18 protein-coding genes are annotated in these 17012 nt (G+C 51.2%); 13 read left to right on the top strand and 5 right to left on the bottom strand.

Annotated features, from left to right (window positions below; translation table 11 throughout):
• The first annotated feature begins 117 nt into the window (after positions 1-117).
• The 7 genes from HNI00_RS17405 (at position 118) to HNI00_RS17375 (ending at position 7299) form a co-directional block, all read left to right on the top strand.
• Complete coding sequence (locus HNI00_RS17405) at positions 118-1674, top strand: phytoene desaturase family protein (RefSeq protein WP_316787938.1); 1557 nt, start codon at positions 118-120, stop codon at positions 1672-1674.
• 718 nt (positions 1675-2392) lie between these two features.
• Entirely contained in the window at positions 2393-2587 is a 195-nt protein-coding gene (locus HNI00_RS17400; protein ID WP_316787936.1) for a hypothetical protein, read from the top strand.
• Between the two features lie 660 nt (positions 2588-3247).
• On the top strand, positions 3248-3592 hold the full coding sequence (locus HNI00_RS17395; RefSeq protein WP_316787934.1) for an STAS domain-containing protein: 345 nt from the start codon (positions 3248-3250) through the stop codon (positions 3590-3592).
• Positions 3576-4046 (top strand): Mini-ribonuclease 3, encoded by a 471-nt coding sequence (locus tag HNI00_RS17390; RefSeq protein ID WP_316787932.1) that lies wholly within the window; start codon positions 3576-3578, stop codon positions 4044-4046. Before HNI00_RS17395 ends, HNI00_RS17390 begins: the two co-directional genes overlap by 17 nt.
• A 666-nt stretch (positions 4047-4712) precedes the next feature.
• On the top strand, positions 4713-5669 hold the full coding sequence (gene rlmB, locus HNI00_RS17385; RefSeq protein ID WP_420156384.1) for a 23S rRNA (guanosine(2251)-2'-O)-methyltransferase RlmB: 957 nt from the start codon (positions 4713-4715) through the stop codon (positions 5667-5669).
• Between the two features lie 351 nt (positions 5670-6020).
• Entirely contained in the window at positions 6021-6287 is a 267-nt protein-coding gene (locus HNI00_RS17380) for a DUF1816 domain-containing protein (protein WP_172356790.1), read from the top strand.
• A 343-nt stretch (positions 6288-6630) separates the two neighbouring features.
• Positions 6631-7299, top strand: coding sequence for a hypothetical protein (locus tag HNI00_RS17375; protein WP_316787928.1), 669 nt, complete (start codon positions 6631-6633; stop codon positions 7297-7299).
• 128 nt (positions 7300-7427) lie between these two features.
• Here HNI00_RS17375 and HNI00_RS17370 read toward each other — a convergent pair whose 3' ends face one another.
• Positions 7428-7847, bottom strand: coding sequence for a hypothetical protein (locus HNI00_RS17370; RefSeq protein ID WP_316787926.1), 420 nt, complete (start codon positions 7845-7847; stop codon positions 7428-7430).
• 172 nt (positions 7848-8019) lie between these two features.
• Here HNI00_RS17370 and HNI00_RS17365 point away from each other — a divergent pair, with 172 nt between their 5' ends.
• The 3 genes from HNI00_RS17365 to HNI00_RS17355 all read left to right on the top strand — a co-directional run bounded on the left by HNI00_RS17365 (position 8020) and on the right by HNI00_RS17355 (position 10444).
• Entirely contained in the window at positions 8020-9531 is a 1512-nt protein-coding gene (locus HNI00_RS17365; RefSeq protein ID WP_316787924.1) for a UbiD family decarboxylase, read from the top strand.
• Positions 9532-9698: 167 nt separating this feature from the next.
• Entirely contained in the window at positions 9699-10073 is a 375-nt protein-coding gene (locus HNI00_RS17360) for a nucleotidyltransferase domain-containing protein (protein WP_316787922.1), read from the top strand.
• A complete protein-coding gene (locus HNI00_RS17355) occupies positions 10070-10444 on the top strand; it encodes a HEPN domain-containing protein (protein WP_316787920.1) in 375 nt (124 codons plus the stop codon). Before HNI00_RS17360 ends, HNI00_RS17355 begins: the two co-directional genes overlap by 4 nt.
• Before the next feature lie 36 nt (positions 10445-10480).
• Here HNI00_RS17355 and HNI00_RS17350 read toward each other — a convergent pair whose 3' ends face one another.
• Complete coding sequence (locus HNI00_RS17350; RefSeq protein ID WP_316787918.1) at positions 10481-10969, bottom strand: PIN domain-containing protein; 489 nt, start codon at positions 10967-10969, stop codon at positions 10481-10483.
• Positions 10959-11213, bottom strand: a complete 255-nt coding sequence (locus HNI00_RS17345; RefSeq protein ID WP_316787916.1) for a UPF0175 family protein — start codon at positions 11211-11213, stop codon at positions 10959-10961. The genes HNI00_RS17350 and HNI00_RS17345 overlap by 11 nt, the downstream gene beginning before the upstream one ends.
• A gap of 345 nt (positions 11214-11558) precedes the next feature.
• Here HNI00_RS17345 and HNI00_RS17340 point away from each other — a divergent pair, with 345 nt between their 5' ends.
• Positions 11559-12248 (top strand): glycosyltransferase family 2 protein, encoded by a 690-nt coding sequence (locus HNI00_RS17340; RefSeq protein ID WP_316787914.1) that lies wholly within the window; start codon positions 11559-11561, stop codon positions 12246-12248.
• 238 nt (positions 12249-12486) lie between these two features.
• On the top strand, positions 12487-13869 hold the full coding sequence (locus HNI00_RS17335) for a sulfotransferase domain-containing protein (protein WP_316787912.1): 1383 nt from the start codon (positions 12487-12489) through the stop codon (positions 13867-13869).
• A 181-nt stretch (positions 13870-14050) separates the two neighbouring features.
• Here the strand turns inward: HNI00_RS17335 and HNI00_RS17330 are convergent, their stop codons facing one another.
• Positions 14051-15025, bottom strand: a complete 975-nt coding sequence (locus HNI00_RS17330) for a transposase (protein ID WP_316787910.1) — start codon at positions 15023-15025, stop codon at positions 14051-14053.
• Positions 15026-15085: 60 nt separating this feature from the next.
• Between HNI00_RS17330 and HNI00_RS17325 the strand changes: the two genes are divergently transcribed.
• Positions 15086-15577 (top strand): hypothetical protein, encoded by a 492-nt coding sequence (locus tag HNI00_RS17325; protein ID WP_316787908.1) that lies wholly within the window; start codon positions 15086-15088, stop codon positions 15575-15577.
• A 124-nt stretch (positions 15578-15701) separates the two neighbouring features.
• Here the strand turns inward: HNI00_RS17325 and HNI00_RS17320 are convergent, their stop codons facing one another.
• Entirely contained in the window at positions 15702-16874 is a 1173-nt protein-coding gene (locus HNI00_RS17320) for a class I SAM-dependent methyltransferase (RefSeq protein ID WP_316787907.1), read from the bottom strand.
• Positions 16875-17012 lie beyond the last annotated feature (138 nt).

The following is a 17012-nucleotide window of genomic DNA, read 5'->3' as shown; positions in this document are numbered from 1 at the left end:
CTTTGTAAGTTTGGCTTCGTTAATTTAGCGCAGTTTGCTGTTGAAATATCGATCAAGCCTGAATCCGAAATATCCATCCGAAATATTCATCCGAAACCGTTCAGAGGATTTTAGTTTGTGGATTCACCCAATAGCCCAACGGCTTCTTACCCCTACGAATCCCCTTACGACATTGTGGTGATTGGCAGCGGCATCGGCGGGCTGACGGCGGCGGCGCTGCTGGCGCGATATGGGCGGCGGGTGCTGGTGTGCGAAAGCCACGCGATTCCGGGCGGCGCGGCCCACAGCTTTTCGCAGCGCGGTTTTCATTTTGATTCAGGCCCCTCCTTCTATTGCGGACTGAGTGACGGGCGATCGCTCAATCCGCTCAAGCAAGTGCTGGATGTGCTGGGTGAATCAGTCGCCGCTGTGCCCTACGATCCGCTGGGCCACTACCACTTTCCAGAGGGCACGTTTCCGGTCTATTGCCAGGGCGATCGCTATCGGGCTGCCGTAGCCGACATCACGCCCCAGGGTGCGCGGGAACTGGCCCAGCTAGAACAGCGGTTTCTCCAGATTTACGACGGACTGCGCGATATCCCCACCCTGGCGCTGCGGGCAGACTGGCAACTGGTGCCGTTTTTGCTCAGCCGCTATCCTTGGGCGCTGCTCAAGCTGCTGCCCCAGGTGCGATCGCTCCAGTCCTCGGCGGGTGATCTGCTGGATGAAACCGTGCGCGATCCGTGGGTGCGGCGGCTGGTAGACCTGGAATGCTTCTTGCTGTCGGGGCTGCCTGCGGCGGGAACGGTCGCGCCAGAGATGGCGTTTATGTTTGGCGAACGCACAAATTCTGTGGTGGACTATCCGCTGGGCGGCAGTGGGGCGATCGTGCAAGCCCTCGTGCGCGGGCTGGAGAAATGGGGCGGCACGCTGCGGCTGAATGCCCATGTGGAGCAAATTTTGGTAGAAAACGGGCAGGCGGTGGGTGTGCGGCTGCGGTCAGGCGAGGCGATCGCCGCGAAGATCGTCATTTCCAACGCCACCCTCTGGGACACCTACACGCACCTGCTCAAGCCCGGTGATTTGCCTGGGGACTATCGTCAGAGCGCTCTGGAAACCCCCGCTGTAGACAGCTTTATGCACCTGCACCTGGGCATCCGCGCCGACGGGCTAGAGGGACTCACTGGGCATCATGTCGTGGTGCAAGATCCGGTCGAGCGCTACGACCTGGCTGCGCCGGGCCACACCTGCATGATCTCGATTCCCTCGGTGTGGGATGCCAGCCTCGCGCCGTCAGGTCATCACGTCGTCCATGCCTACACGCTGGAACCCTACGACGGCTGGCAGCGCGATGAAACCTACGAAGCCCGCAAGCGAGAACGGGCAGAGCCGCTTTATCGGGCGCTAGAGCGGGTCATTCCCGATGTGCGCGATCGCCTCGTGCTAGAACGCATTGGCACACCGCTCACCCACGCCCGCTACCTGCGCCGCCATCGGGGTACCTATGGCCCGGCGATCGCCGCCCATCAGGGCCTGTTTCCCAGCACCCACACGCCCATTCGCGGCCTCTACCGCGTCGGCGACAGCACCCTGCCAGGGATCGGGGTTCCGGCGGTCGCTGCGTCGGGGATTCTCTGTGCCAATACGCTGGTAACGCCTGCCGCTACAGCAGCACTGCTCAGGGAACTGGCCTGATTCCATCATTTGGCTACAGAGAGCAAACGCCAGTTGGCAAAGCGCTTTCGTCAGGAAGTGCAAGAGGAATTGCAAACTCAGCCCGCCGTCTGCAATCGAGGCCCTTTCCCCTCTTCTAGGGCGCGAAAAAAAGCGGTACGATTAAGGGCTTTTTCGTTTTTCTCTTGATTTTTAAAATTTTGTGCTTAGAATGGATGCTATCCGCTTCCAGCCCGCTATATTTATTGGAAACATTTCTTGGGAAATTTTCTTAAGAATCGGTTTACTCTGAAGGCAGGGGCAACTTTTAAAGATTCAGGAACGAAATTTAATTGAGGGCATCAACTTAGGGGCGGGTTGATGTTCTAGTGCAGTTCTTAAGGTTTATTCGGAAAATACGGTCTTAGAATGATCGAGAGTCTGGCAGGCTGAAATCCAAGGTCATACTTCATCTTTAAAAGATCTGAGTTTTGAAGCAGGATTTTGACTGTTCTGATCGTAGCTAATTGCCGTCTTTGGAACTGTTTTTGTATTTTGCAACGCTCTAGCCCCCATGCTCTAGCTCCCGTCTGAAGTTAGTGCTTTTCGGTCTAGCGTCTCTCCGTGAAAGCCTTCCGGTGCAAGAGCTTTGGCGTGGAATCGAGACCATCTTGTAATTGGAAAAGGTTCCGCAGGCTCAGGTTTTTACTTTGCCTGAGCCATGTTTCTAATATTTTGTTGAATTTGGATCTCCATATCTATGACAGGTGCAGAGTGGATCTTTATTGGGTTTGCATTTGCGTGTTCATTCTTGTTCAACAAGCCTGCTGAGAAGAAAAAGGAAAAAACCAAGGAAGAAGAGTTTGCCGATCTAATTAAGCACTTCATGACCGAGGGAATTCCTGTAAAGATCAAGGGCGCACCCGAAGGTGAAAAAGCCGAAAAACTGTCCTGAAGTTCTTTTCAGGAAATCTGATTGATCGGCCGATTGATTAGCCGAAAAATATGGATGGCTGCTCAATCAACGTAAGGGTTCTAAGAGGGTGTTTGAAAAGGTATCGCCTGTCATGTTAAGCACTCAGAGATTCCCCCTTAGCCCCCCTTAAAAAGGGGGGAAACCGCCTTAAAGTCCCCCTTTTTAAGGGGGATTTAAGGGGATCTTGCACGCTTTGCTACAAACAGTAGGACTTTTTAAACATCCTCTAATTGCTTGACGGTCTTTTGCTGTAGGGGCGATCGCCCAAAAACAACCATCCCCTGTTTGGGGTTTCGAGTTGATGTCGAGTTGATTTCGAGTTGATGGAATACTCAATTTGCCCCGTTCATTCGCGCCTTTTAGCAGCGTGTGTTGAAGGTGTATTTGGGGCGATCGCCCCCACCCCAAATACCCAAGCTAAATCCCCATTCCTTATCGGCGTATCGGCATCGGCGTATCGACTCATCGGCGTATCGGCGCAGATTGCAGATTATAGACAGCGCGGCTCATGCGGCTAAAAGTTCTATTGGCCACAAATTCACTTTGGAGTATACTTAAGCCTCGATTCACTTACCCAGACACAGCGCTGAGTTGAACGCCAGCGGGGAGGTTCTTATTCCTGAGACACTTACTTTAACGGTGAGCCTGCGCGGCACTCGGGAGGTGCGAGACAACAGCCAGATCTTCCGCCTCGCGGGGCTTCTCGATGCGTTTTCTGAACCCACCTTCCGCAAGGTCGTCGATAAATATGTAGAGGAGGGACCATCTAGCATCATCCTCGACATGTCCCAGATTGACTTTATTGATAGCTCTGGCATTGGAGCGCTGGTGCAGGTGGCCAAGAAAGTGCAGCAGGCAAATGGCAAGCTGCAACTGATTGCCAACTCCCGCGTCATGCAAACGATCAAGATGGTGCGTTTGGAGCAGTTTTTCAAGATTCAGCCTAACGTCGAGGCGGCGCTGGAGAATGCCAAGCGGTCTTGATGCGGCCGGGTCGTGCCCCGCTGAGAAGGGATTCCGGGAGCAAGACCTCCAGCGGCTCTCTCCGGCGGCATTGGCCTATGTGGGCGATGCCGTGTACGAACTGCATGTACGGATAGCCTGCCTGCTGCCGCCCAAACGCATTCAAGACTATCATCGGCAAGTCGTGGAGCAGGTGCGGGCCGAAAGCCAGGCCGCCCAAGTGCGATCGCTCTCTATCCATCTCACCGAACAGGAGCAAGACATTGTGCGGCGAGGGCGCAATGCGGCTCAGCGAGGTCCCCGGCGGGTGGATGCTGAAATTTATCGTCAGGCCACAGGTCTAGAAACGCTGCTGGGATATCTGTATCTCAGCAATCCGGGGCGATTGCAGGAGTTGCTAGCACAGATGCAGCCCCTCCAAAACTTGAACCCCCCGCCAGAAGAAAGCGGTGAGAGAGGCGGTGAAAAAGCCTGAGAGACCTGTATAGATCCGTTGCAATTTGCCCTCTGCTCGCTTAAGAAACTGCAACGAAATCGCAAGAAATCTTTGGTCAGGGAATCGTGTTGGTTTTCCCCCAATTTGGGGCTGGCTCCGCTATGCTAGAAACCCGGAGATGCTGACGGTTTTACTGCCCGGCGCGTCTTAGACATTTAGACACTACGACTACGTCAGGGAAGGAGACTCATGGCTGCTCAAAACCGCGACTCAAACCGGGGGTCGTCCCCGCGCAAAGGACAGGGTTCATCTCGACCGGGCAAGCCGCGTGCAGGCGGGGGCGGGCGAAAGTTTTCGGGCGGAAAGTCGGCAGGCGGAAAGTCGGCGGGCGGAAAGTCGGCGGGCGATCGCTACTCTAGTGAGTGGGCAGCAGGCGACGATCGGGGCGATCGCTATGGTGACGGATCTCCGGGTCGAAAGCCTTCTGGCGATCGCTACGGCAAACCTGCGGGCAGAAAGTTTTCGGGCGATCGCCCCGATCGTCCTGCCAGAGACTCCTACAGCGCCAGACCGTCGGATCAGAGGCGGCCAGAGCAATCAGCGGGCGATCGCCCTGCCCGTCGTCGCAGTGATGCAGACAAACCCGCCAAAGCCAAATTTAGCCCAGACCGGCCCGTCTGCCTTTCCGGTGACCAAGTTCGACCTATTTCCCGCCGCCCGGCCGCTGCGCCAGACAGAGACGGGAGCGATCGCCCCGGCCGCAAACCGCCCCGATCAGCCTGGGAGAGCGATCGCGGCGCATCCCAGCCGAGGAACTTTAGGGACGTTTCGGAAGCCCGCTATGGGGCCACGGAGAGCCTCGGCAGTGAACTGCATGAATCCGAAGAAGCCAGCCCCGATTTGATCTATGGTCGCCATACGCTGGTGGCGGCCCTGGAGGGCGATCGCCAGCTCAACCGCATCTGGGTCACGCCGCGCCTGCGCTACGATCCCCGCTTCCATACGCTGCTGCAAAAAGCCAAGAGCAACGGAGCCGTCATCGATGAGGTAGACAATCGACGGCTCGACCATCTGACCCACGGCGCAACGCATCAGGGCATCGTGGCGCAGGTTGCTCCCTATGAATATCTGGAATTGGGCGACCTGATTGCCCAGGCCAAAGCCGCAACCGAACAGCCCGTGCTGGTGGCAGTGGACGGCATCACCGATCCCCACAACCTGGGCGCAATTATTCGCACGGCCGAAGCGCTGGGCGCTCAGGGCATCGTGATCCCCCAGCGCCGCTCGGTCGGTGTGACCTCAACGGTGATGAAAGTCGCAGCGGGTGCATTGGAAAACCTGGCGATCGCCCGCGTGGTTAATCTGGGACGAGCGCTCGAAGAGTTGAAAGCCGAAGGGTTCTGGATTTACGGCACCGACGCAGAAGCGGGGCAGTCGATCAACACGGTCACGTTTCACAAGGCGACGGTGCTGGTGGTCGGCTCGGAAGGTGACGGGCTAAACATGCTGACGCAGCGCAGTTGCGATGTGCTGGTGTCGATTCCGCTGCGGGGCAAAACAGCCAGCCTGAATGCCTCGGTGGCCGCGGGTATGGCGCTGTATGAGGTGTATCGTCAGCGCTGGACGAATACGCTTTCGCTCAGTCCGGCGATCGCCAAGTGATTCACGACCTAGGTATGTAGCTGCCCCCCGAAACAGAAAATATGCCCCAAACAATGCAGAAAAAAACGCAGAGGCAAAATATAGAGTGAAACCCGGAGTGATCAGAATTTTTGCCTAAACGTCACACACAATACGATCTGGAGGGCAGATTTCAAGGGATGCTGTAGGCGGGACAAAACTTGAGCTAGGAGTCTTAGGGATTGAAGGGGATGGGAGCTTAGCCCCCTGAACAGACTGGCTCATAGGATGCCTTATTTTGCTGAAGCTGGTTCATAAAGGATTGTAATAAATATTGAATTTTCCTAAAGAGAACCCTACAGTTTAAGCCAAAGACTTACATCCCAACGCCTTATGAAAGAAACCTGGACATCAATCTTGCAAACGGTGGGTGCAGCCTGGTGGGTGGAAATTGTGACTGACTCGCCCCGCTGCACCTACTACTTCGGCCCGTTCGCCAGTGCAACGGAAGCAGAACAACACAAGGGCGGCTACGTCGAAGATCTAGTGCAAGAAGGCGCACAGGGAATCAAGCTCAGCATCAAGCGCTGCAAGCCCCACAAGCTGACGATCGACGATGAGCAGGAAATGCCCACCCGCAGCGCGGCGGCGTTTGGCTAGGTCGAGCGAAGCCGGATTTTGTCAGAATTGGGCGATCGCCTCTCTTCTTGAGTTCTCTGTTTGAACTTGTTTGAAATTGTTTGAACTTGCTTGAACTTGCTAGGGAGGGCGATCGCTTTTAACTTGCACAGATAATTTGTGTAGATAACTTGTACAGATAACTGCTACAGAAGCGGCTTAGTACATAAGCTCTGCTTAAGAAAAATTGCGCCTGCTGAGCAATTCTGCTTATCAGAGGTAGGATCAAGGTGTAAGCCAAAGCCTATAGAAAACGCTTCAAACTCTCTATCCGCAAGGCTTCTACCAGGGAACCTGATCGCTGATCAGGAGGAGGGTGTCTACCATGACACTGCACACAGATTTCCATCCTACTTTTTTCAAAGACGCTCATCTACGCCCAATTTTGCTGTCTTCGCTGATTGCGCTGTGCGTTGGTTCCGCCGTATACGGCCTTCAGGAATATCGCTACTACGGACAGCGCCTTGCCTTTTCTGGCATAGAAGGCAAAGTTGCTGACCTGAATCATCAGCTCAAGGAGGCGGCTGAGGCGCTGGACAGCACGAAAACAGAACTGCAAAGCGCGAAGGATTACGGCAAACAGAAGAACGACGAACTCTACGATACAAAGCTGGCGTTAGAAGAGTCGAAAAAACAAGCACAAACGCTTAATGATCGGCTTTACGATGCGAATCAGCAGGTGAAAAGCCTAAGCAGTCAGCTAGATGCAACCCAGCGCAGTCTGGCGGAAAGCCAGCAGGCCCGCTGGTCTTTGGGCAATCAACTGGAACAGACGCGCACCACAACCCAACTGATGGGTCAATGCCTGGCCGATGTCCAGCCCTTTATGGAACACGCCCCAGCGGTATACAGCTTTTTGAATAACCCACTATCCTCAACGATACTTGGAGATGGAGGGAGTACTCGCGGCAAGGAAGACCTGCATACGCTCATGAATTCCTGGCAGTTTGGCAACTGTAGCCGAGTTGTGCCGTCTATTGCTAGCTACCGTTAGGTGGGTCAATAGTCGCCGCTCATAATGCTGACTGGATGCTGACTGACAGAGGCGCTGGGAACATCTTTCGTTTAGCACTGCATCGGCAAGAGTAAACCCTTGGTCGATGCAGTATTTCTAACGGGGGATTACGAAAGCTTGCGACCAGCTTGAGCAGAGGGGCGGCGGCGACGACGGGCGTGGGGGCGATCGCCCTGAGAGCCTCGACGAAAATCCTGAACCGGGTTCACCGCTGCAAACTCAGCCACGTAGGGATTTTCCGGCACGGGTGTCGCGTAGGTGGAAAACACCTGCCGATGGCTTCGCCAAAATAGCCCCGAATCTGGATAGCCCGCCCGCTGAAACTGCTGCACCAAGGCCCGGCCGTAGTGCTGGTGATACAGTTCTGCAAGGTGCGAGAAGGGAACCCATGGCCTGCCGCTTCTGGCAGATTCCATTCGCAGCAGGGTGCAAAGCTGACGGCTTAATTCTTCAGTCTGAGCATCCAAACAATCCGACCGAACTTGAGAGAGAGTGCCGCAGGTCGTGCCGCAGGGGTTGATGTTCATGGCGATGTTCAGAATTGGCTAAACGCTTGCCCCAAGAGCCTTCTGGGGATATCAGAGGGCTACAGGTCGCTCGGTTTGCGTTTCTGGTTTCTCTGGGTACGGATCTCTGCACCGAAAACCGACTGCCCCGATCTCGTTGATAATGAGAAGAGACACGTTACAGTTCTTCATCATGGCGCGAGATCTGCGGGGATTTTTGAACCAGCTAGAGCAGCGGGGGCAGTTGCGGCGCATTACGGCGCTGGTTGATCCCGAACTGGAAATTGCCGAAATTGCCAATCGCCTGCTGCAAAGCGGCGGCCCGGCCCTGCTGTTTGAAAACGTGAAGGGGGCTGAGTATCCCGTTGCGGTGAACGTGATGGGCACGGTGCAGCGCGTCTGTTGGGCGATGAACATGGAGCAGCCCGAAGAACTGGAAGCGCTGGGCAAAAAGCTGGCCCTGCTGTATCAACCCCGCCCGCCCAAGAAGATTTCTCAGGCGGTTGACCTGGGCAAGGCCCTGTTTGACGTGGTGAAGGCCAAGCCCATGCGCGAGCTTTTGCCGCCGTGTCAGCAGGTGGTGCTGAAGGGCGACGAGGTAGATCTGACTAAGCTGCCACTGCTGCGGGTGTATCCGGGCGACGCGGGCAAGGTGATCACGCTGGGGCTGATGATTACCAAAGACCCCGAAAATAAGATTGTGAACGTGGGCGTATATCGCCTCCAGTTGCAATCCAAAAACACGATGACGGTGCAGTGGCTCTCGGTGCGCGGCGCAACGCGGCATTTGCGGAAGGCGGCCGAGCGGGGCGAAACGCTGGAGGTGGCGATCGCCCTTGGGGTAGACCCGATGCTCGTGATGGCGGCCGCGACCCCCTTGCCCATCGACATGTCGGAGTGGCTCTTTGCTGGTCTCTACGGCGGCGGCGGCGTGCATCTGGCCAAATGCAAGACGGTGGACTTGGAAGTGCCCGCCGATTCAGAATTTGTGCTGGAGGGTACGATTACCCCTGGTGAGGTGGCGATGGACGGCCCCGCAGGCGACCACATGGGCTACTACGGCCCTGCCAACCCCAACGGCCCGCTGATCCGCTTCCACTGCATCACCCATCGCAAAAATCCGATTTACCTCACTGCCTTCAGCGGTCGCCCGCCCAAGGAAGACGCGATGATGGCACTGGCGCTGAACCGGATCTACACGCCCATTCTGCGCCAGCAGGTGCCGGAAATTGTGGACTTTTTCTTGCCGATGGAGGGCTTGAGCTATAAGGTGGCCGTGCTGTCGATTGACAAGTCCTATCCGGGGCAGGCGCGGCGGGCGGCGCTGGCGTTTTGGAGTGCGCTGCCGCAGTTTAGCTATACGAAATTTGTGGTGGTGGTGGACAAAGATATCAATGTCCGCGATCCGCGCCAGGTGGTCTGGTCGATCACGTCAAAGGTAGACCCAGCGCGGGATGTGTTTATTCTGCCGGATAACCCCTTCGACTCGCTGGACTTTGCCACCGAGCGCCCGGGCCTGGGCAGCAAAATGGGCATCGACGCGACCACCAAGATCTACCCAGAGAGCGATCGCCCCTGGGGTAAGCAGCTAGAACCCGACCCCGACACGGCGGATTTGGTGTCGCGCCGCTGGGCTGAATATGGCCTCGCTGACCTGAATCTGGAAGAGGTAGACCCCAATCTGTTTGGCTATGATATGCGCTGAGGCGTTTGGCTCGGTTTGCATTCTGAGAAATCGGCACGCTGAGAAATCAGCACGCTGGGAAATCGGCACGCTGAGAAATCGGCAATGGGCCGCACGACTGCACCAGTGGCGATCGCCGTCTGTTTCTGCTAGAAGGTTGCTTGTTCAGAAAAAAATCGAATAAGACCATGAGCGAATCTGCCGCTTCCAACGCGCCTCCATCAGTCCACGTTCCTAGAGCTACTCAGCCGGTGCTGATGGAAATTCTGCTGCGTTTGCGTATCTACCTCCAGCAGCTTTATCAAGAGCGTTTTGATCGCCTGGTGTTGTTTGGTTCTTATGCAACAGGTACAGCACATCCTGGCTCGGATGTGGATATCTTGATTGTGCTACACGATCCCATTGATGAATCCGAAGAGCTTCACAAAACAAGCCCGTTTGTGGCTCAGCTTTGTCTAGATCACAACTTGCTGATTTCTCGCCTGTTCATGGCTACCTCGCGATACAAAGCCGAAAGTTCTCCTCTTCTGCGAAATATTCGCGCTGAGGGCATTGTGATATGACTCCGGAGCAGCAAGCCTTGCTGGATAAGGCACAGCGCAGCCTGGAAGCATCCCAAAATCTGATGGAGCAGGGGTTCTACGATTTTGCTGTTTCCCGTGCGTACTATGCCCTGTTTTACGTTGCTGAGGCGCTATTAGACAAAGAGGGACTCTCTTTCTCTAGCCACGCTGCTGTGATTAGCGCCTTTGGTCAGTATCTCGCTCGCCCAGGAAAAGTGCCGCTCGATTTACACCGCCAGTTGATTGATGCCCAAGCCCTTCGTACTCGTGCCGATTACGACATTTATCCTAATCTCTCGAAACAAGACGCTCAGATGCTAATTGCCCAAGCAGATGCTTTTTTGGCGATCGCCCGAGAGGTGTTTTGCTGAGCGACGAAGCGCGATCGCCCTTCCTCTTGCAAGGGGTCATTGTTCACCAGCTTGTCGTCTTAACAAGAGGATCACGTCTTCAGATAGCCATAGCCCTGCATCTTGAAGGCGAGTTAGGCGATCGCCCACCGATGAGATAATCCCTCGCTGCTTTGCCAGAAGCATGACACCTCCAGTGCCCAGTGTCTTAATACCCAAACTGCGGGCGCAACGTCGAGCAGCAGCATCGTCTACCACAGCGTAATGAATAGGACTTTGCATTGCAAAGCTTGGGACTGCCGATTCTCCAACCCCCAAATCCCAAGCAGCGATCGCAGGTTCTATCGACACCTCAGCCAGCTTGATCCAGTTCGCATTGGGTAATTGCTGGGCGGCAAGATCGTTTTTAGAAATAGTCACCTCGTCCCAAACGGCACGGGGCACCATAATTTCATGAAACAGTTGGGGGAGCAGATCGGTCTGTCCACTTCTAAATAGAACAATGAGCGGTGGTGATGCATTGACAACCACCCGATCAACTGGCATCCGCTAGCTCCTCTGCTAGTTCTTTGGAAGAATACTGCAACACCGAAACCCTGTATCGACCCAGTGCATCAATGAATCCTGACCGGGAGAGTCCAGCAATTTCAGCGGCTTTGCCCTGAGAAATTTCACCCAGTTCGTACCACTTCACCGCCGCCGCCACCCGCATTTCTTGTACAAACTCGTCTGGCGCTTTGCGGAGTGCCGAAAAGACACTATCAGGAAGCTGAATTTGGATAGTTTGCATTGTTGGTAAGCCTGTTTTGTGAAAGGCGGGCAGCCTGAAAAGATTTTGGCGGATATCTTTAAACTTAACCATAGACCCGATCGCCCGAGAGGTGTTTTGCTGAGCGACGAAGCGCGATCGCCCTCCAGTCTGCCGCTCTGAACCTAATCGTGCAAAATTTAGCAACACCAAGTCCCCGCTTTATGGTACTTATAATCAGATACTCAATTGCAGACGAGTGGGCGTTTTGCCTGCATGAGCTTGCCTGAATTAGCTTGTCTACAAGAGCTTGTCTACAAGAGCGTGTCTGCATGAGCGTGTCTGCATAGAGCAGGGTCAAGTGTTTGAGGAGGGAGGGCAAACTGCATGAAACTTTCGGTTGTGGTGCCCTGCTACAACGAATTGGGAACAATTGGGCAGGTGGTGGAGGCTGTGAGGCGATCGCCCGTCCAAGATCTCGAAATCATCATTGTGGATGACTGCTCCACCGACGGCACGCGAGAATTGCTGCAATCCCAAATTGCTCCCCTCGTAGACCAGGTGCTCTATCACCCCAAAAATCGCGGCAAGGGAGCCGCCCTGCGGACGGGCTTTGCGGCGGCAACGGGCGATGTCGTCATTGTGCAAGATGCCGACCTGGAGTATGACCCCCAGGAGTTTCCCCTGTTGATAGAGCCGATTCTCAATGGCAAAGCCGATGTGGTGTTTGGCTCTCGCTTTATGGGCGGTCGCCCCCACCGCGTAGTCTACTTTTGGCACATGGTGGGCAACAAGTTCCTAACGCTGCTGTCGAATATGCTGACCAATATCAACCTCAGCGATATGGAAACCTGCTACAAAGCCTTTCGCCGCGAGGTAATCCAGTCTATCCGCATTCAGGAAAACCGCTTTGGCTTTGAGCCAGAAATCACCGCCAAGGTCGCCAAAGCAGGCTGCCGTATCTATGAGGTGGGCATTTCCTATTACGGCCGCACCTACAAAGAAGGCAAGAAAATCGGCTGGAAAGACGGCTTCCGCGCCATTTACTGCATTTTGAAATACAACCTGTTTGGCTGAGATGCTCATCAGCATAGTTATCCGGCTCTAAGTCATAACTAAGCTATCTCGTCCAAGAGGAAAGAAGTTTTAGGCACTGGTCTTTTAAGCGATGACAAGCCGACAGAACCCATATGCAGCAACGGTTTTAATCAGTTCAGCCTGAAATCAGGAAAGCACTTCCCCAGTAAAACATTCAGCCATCCATCTCCCGTTAGCGAACCAGTGCCAAGTTTTACCGTTTGATTTTGATTAAGACATGTTTGAAATCACTGAAGACGAGCTTAAGTTATTTAAGCCAACGGATATTATGTTTCCCTCGTATCCTAGATCGGGGAGTACTTGGACGAGGCTGCTATTTTCAGACATAGTGATGCAGCTACACGGCATTGAATCCAACGCATACACCGTTTACGACACTAAATTCGATAGCAAGCGCTTTGATAAGGAAGCTCTAGAAGAATTGCAAGTTTATCGTTGGATTGCATTGAATGCCTATGAAACAGACTTGCGGGGTGTTGAGCCACCGCTCAACTTGTCTTTCCGGTTAATTATGAGCCATTACCTCTATTCGCCTAGGCTAAATTTCAAAACTTTGTATCTTTTCAGAAATCCATACGACGTTCTTTGTTCTTATTACCATCTGTGCTTGTCCTATAGATATTTTGGTGATGACATCCCTTCCATTGACGAGTTTTGCCAAGGCAGAAGGGGCTTGGGTGGGAGAAACGCCCTTCAAGACTATTGCAATCATCTTTCAGGCTACATTAGCTTTAAGCATGAAGAACCCGAAGGATCTTATTTCGTCTCTTATCATTCGCTTTATCAGCAGACTGTCCCAACTCTAATGGGACTTAATCAATTTCTTGGACTTAATCCAGATCCGTTGATCTGCCAAAGGGCAACTCAAAATCTTGAGTTTAAGAAATTGAAGTCGAAACATTCTGAGGTTATTGAAAAAGTTCAACTAGAGGGCGGTATTGAAGGTGAATTTTTTCGTAAAGGAAGGCCCGGCACAGGCAAGGAAGAGTTGAGTGAAGAGTCGATTCGTATCATTCAGGAGCAGGCTATCCCAATTTACAATCAAGCGCTTGAACTAGAAGCACAAGAGCGACACTGCAATCAAAAATTTCTCTCATGGGTCGATAGTGAGCTTCAGTATCTCACGGAGCATGATGAGGAAAGTAGCTTGGTGTGTCGAGTGCCGCCAAGGCTTATTTTTCTTCATCTTGAAGCACAGCAAAAGGCTGCTAAAATCACTCAGATTGAGCAAACGAATGAGAGTCTGAGTGATGATTTGTCGCAAGCAAGAACTGAGATACAAAGCCTCAGAAGTAACTTACAGTCAAGTCAGGACGAGCTACTTTGGCTTAAAAACCGACTTATGGAAGTTGAGAATCATTTGGAGGGTAGTCAAAGCAGGTTAGCAGCTTTAGAATGTGCAAGGCAGCAAGACTTTTTTAGGCTGGAGCGACAGCAAAATAAAATTCAGAATCTTCGTCAGAGGCTCCGAGAAAGCCAAGAGAAGCTTCAAGAATTTCAGCGCAGGTTGAGTAATGCGAGAGTGACTATTTCCACAATGAAGAATAGTAAGTTCTGGATACTTCAAAAAGCATGGTCAAAATTGAAAGATGCATTTTAATTCTTTTGAATCTTATTTGAAAGAATCAATAAAAGGGTTCTTTAGAAGAGTATCTTTGACTAATTCTAAACTCTAGATTAAACATGGCTTATGCCAGAAGTGTTGAAAGATAGCTCAACATACAAAGAATGGGGGCAGAATCAGAAGTGTTGAATTGAGACATAAAACTTTACATTTGACCCTATGAATCTCCTACGAGTGTCTCAGGCAGCAGATCGTGGCTCCAATGGACGATTGAACAGCGGCGACTCAATTCAAGTTGCAAATAGCGCAACTTATCGAGTAACTGATGACCATAAAACTCTGGAATTTCTATCAATTGAAGAATCAAGTAGGCAATCAATACCATGTAGATTTGTATGGTGACTCCATTGACACTCTTAGAGATTAGTTTATCTAGCTTCAAGTGCATCTTTAGAAACTTCCACAACACTTCTATCTGCCACCGATGGCGATAGACTTCACTAATCTCTTCATTCGTCATCAGGTCTACATTCGTTGCCAACCGAAACTCCGTTTGACTCTCCAAGTCGCAAAACCAAACGACTCGATAGCGCTCATGCTCCAACTCAGTCTTCATTGTGTTCTTGATGCGGACAACAAAGTGTGTCTGAGTCTGGCTTAATTGGTCAAGGAAATCCCAACTGGCAAAGCCTCTATCCATTACGCCAACAGCATCCTCGGGAATCATGCTTGTTACTCTGTCAGCAAATTTCGCATCATGCCCCTGACCAAAATGAATCAAACATTCACTGGGATTGCCCTGTGTTAAGTTGACCCCGCTGAGCAATTTGACTTGATGATAGCCTTGCATCCAAAACAGCTTGCTCGTCAACGTGATGACCGTTGAGTCAATTGGAAACAGCATCTGTGCTGTCGCTGTATTTTTTCGTTTTAGCCGTCCTACAAGGTCAGTATAGATGCGACAAAAGTGTTCATCCTGTCGCGTCTTGCAGGCTTTAGAAAAGGTGGAAATGTCAACCTTGATTCCTGATTTGTTGAGACGATAGAACAAGCTCCTCATGCTCGTTAAGCTCTGGTCTAAAACGAAGGTTAACCAGATTTCAAAGAACAAGCGAGAGTTCAAAATAGGGTAGTTGTGGGGGCACAACTGCTTGAGTATCGATTTGACAAGTGCAGGAAATGACAGTAGCATCTTACGTATTGTTTTTGTTTGTTGGGGGCTAGAATACTACATTCTGCCCCCATTCTTTGTATGTTGAGCTATCTTTCAACACTTCTGTGTTTATCCAACAGAGCTAAAGCTTTGTTAGATGTTTCACCGGCCTGGTGGCGAAGAGAAGACACCGCTATTATTCGATATGAAAATCTGGTTTGTCAAACACCAGTAGAGTTGAGACGGCTTTTTAATTCTTTATCTGTTCAGCCTGTGCGAAATCTCGAAGAAACAATTGCCAAGTTTACGCTTGAAAATCTTAGAAAAGATAATAATGCTCATTATTGGCGAGGCAAGGTTTACAGCCATATAGACTTTTTAACATATGACTTCGCCTCTAAAATTTATAGGTATCACAGAGAATGCTTTGAGATTATGGGCTACGGGCTAGCTGATAAAGAATCTTACCCTTCGTCTCGCCAAGCTTTTAAGAACTGGCAGTCTATGGCACCTAGTCTTCTAGAAGAATCTGCTAAAAAGCTATCCAAGTCTTTTGTTTTAAGTAGTATTAGAAATCTTCTCAGTTCCTAAGCGTTGTGAACTCTGTATACAACTTCCTCAAATCTTATTTAGAAGAAATAGGCAAAGGTAAGGTGACTAAAACTTACCTGTGAAATTTCCACCTTATTCTCAATTAATGGAAAAGCACGTTTCATTAAACAGGGCATGAAGGGATATCGCGACTGGAAAACCAGAAAAAATCCTCGCAAATTAGATCTAATTCCCAGTGATCTAACGGGGTGTCGGGAGGTATCGTAAACAGCAAAGTGAGTTCAATACCTGCTCCAGGTATAAGAGTTTGTGGTATCGGGTGCCGCTCTAGAGCTTCTAAGAATGAATCCGACCCTGGTGATCCTCGTCTCAAGGCAATAGTCACGTATCCTCGCTCACCAGGATTGCAACTCCAGAGAGTTTCTCCAGTATTTACTAAACTTATCTCTAAAATCGCTTTTCGAGTTTCAGGGTTGATTTCTCCTGAAAGCAGCTGTATCTGAGCATTTGTTCGGAAGTTCAATTCATGACACTTGTGATAATCCCCGAACGGTTTTCGCGCAGTCAAGTTATTTACGGCATTCAACGGTGATGACGCAAAATTCCTTAGGGGCTGACTCAGTTTTTCTTCAGAAAAAAATCCATTTACTCCCACGTAGCGAGCGATATCAGTGAATCCGAATTTCTCCAGTAAATGATCTAGATAATCTATCGAAAACGGGTTTTCAAGCGTGCCAAATCTCGCCATCTCTTGACGTAATTGCTGCTCCAAATCTTTAAAATCAGGATGCCATGCTCCTTCTACAATTCCCAGACAGCCGCCAGGTACAAGAAATCGAAAACTCTTCTCAATTGCAACTTCTTCATCAACTACATGATGCAATACATCAAAGAATAGGATGCCATCAAAGCTTTCATCTTCAAAATTTACTTCCTCAAGGGTTGTCTGATGAAAACGCACACGAGACATTGCTTGGCTATCGTGATAATGCTTGCTCAAAGAGCTACAGCGCCCTTGGGCAATTCGAATAAGATCTGCGGATGGCTCAATAGCATCTACAGAGAAGCCCAACATTAAGAGGATTTCCGTTATCCATCCAGGCCCGCTACCGACTTCCAAGATTCTTCCCCGGACAGGTAAACGCATTGCTTTCAATAAATTGAGAAGCTCATACATTAAACGAAAATAGACATCATTTGATAGGTTGATGTCGAAGGGTTTTCGGTATAGCCAATTAACTGCGTCTTCACTCATCTTCGAAGTGTAAGACTGAGCAGCCTCTATGGCTTTTTCATACTCAACCAGATTATTGGTCAGAAAACGTTTTAGCTTCATAAGTCTCTAAAATTGTGAATATCTAACTGGATCTAGGATGATTCCTAAGTTTAAATACATCATCAATAGTTTATAACAATTTTTAGTGTTGTGACGCATAAGCCAGAAAGGGTTTTATTCAAAAGGAGATGATGGTTT

Origin of the sequence: Thermoleptolyngbya oregonensis NK1-22, from assembly GCF_032705245.1 — a bacterium.
GTDB lineage: Bacteria > Cyanobacteriota > Cyanobacteriia > Elainellales > Elainellaceae > Thermoleptolyngbya > Thermoleptolyngbya sichuanensis.
This window is presented reverse-complemented; position numbering and strand designations above follow the sequence as displayed.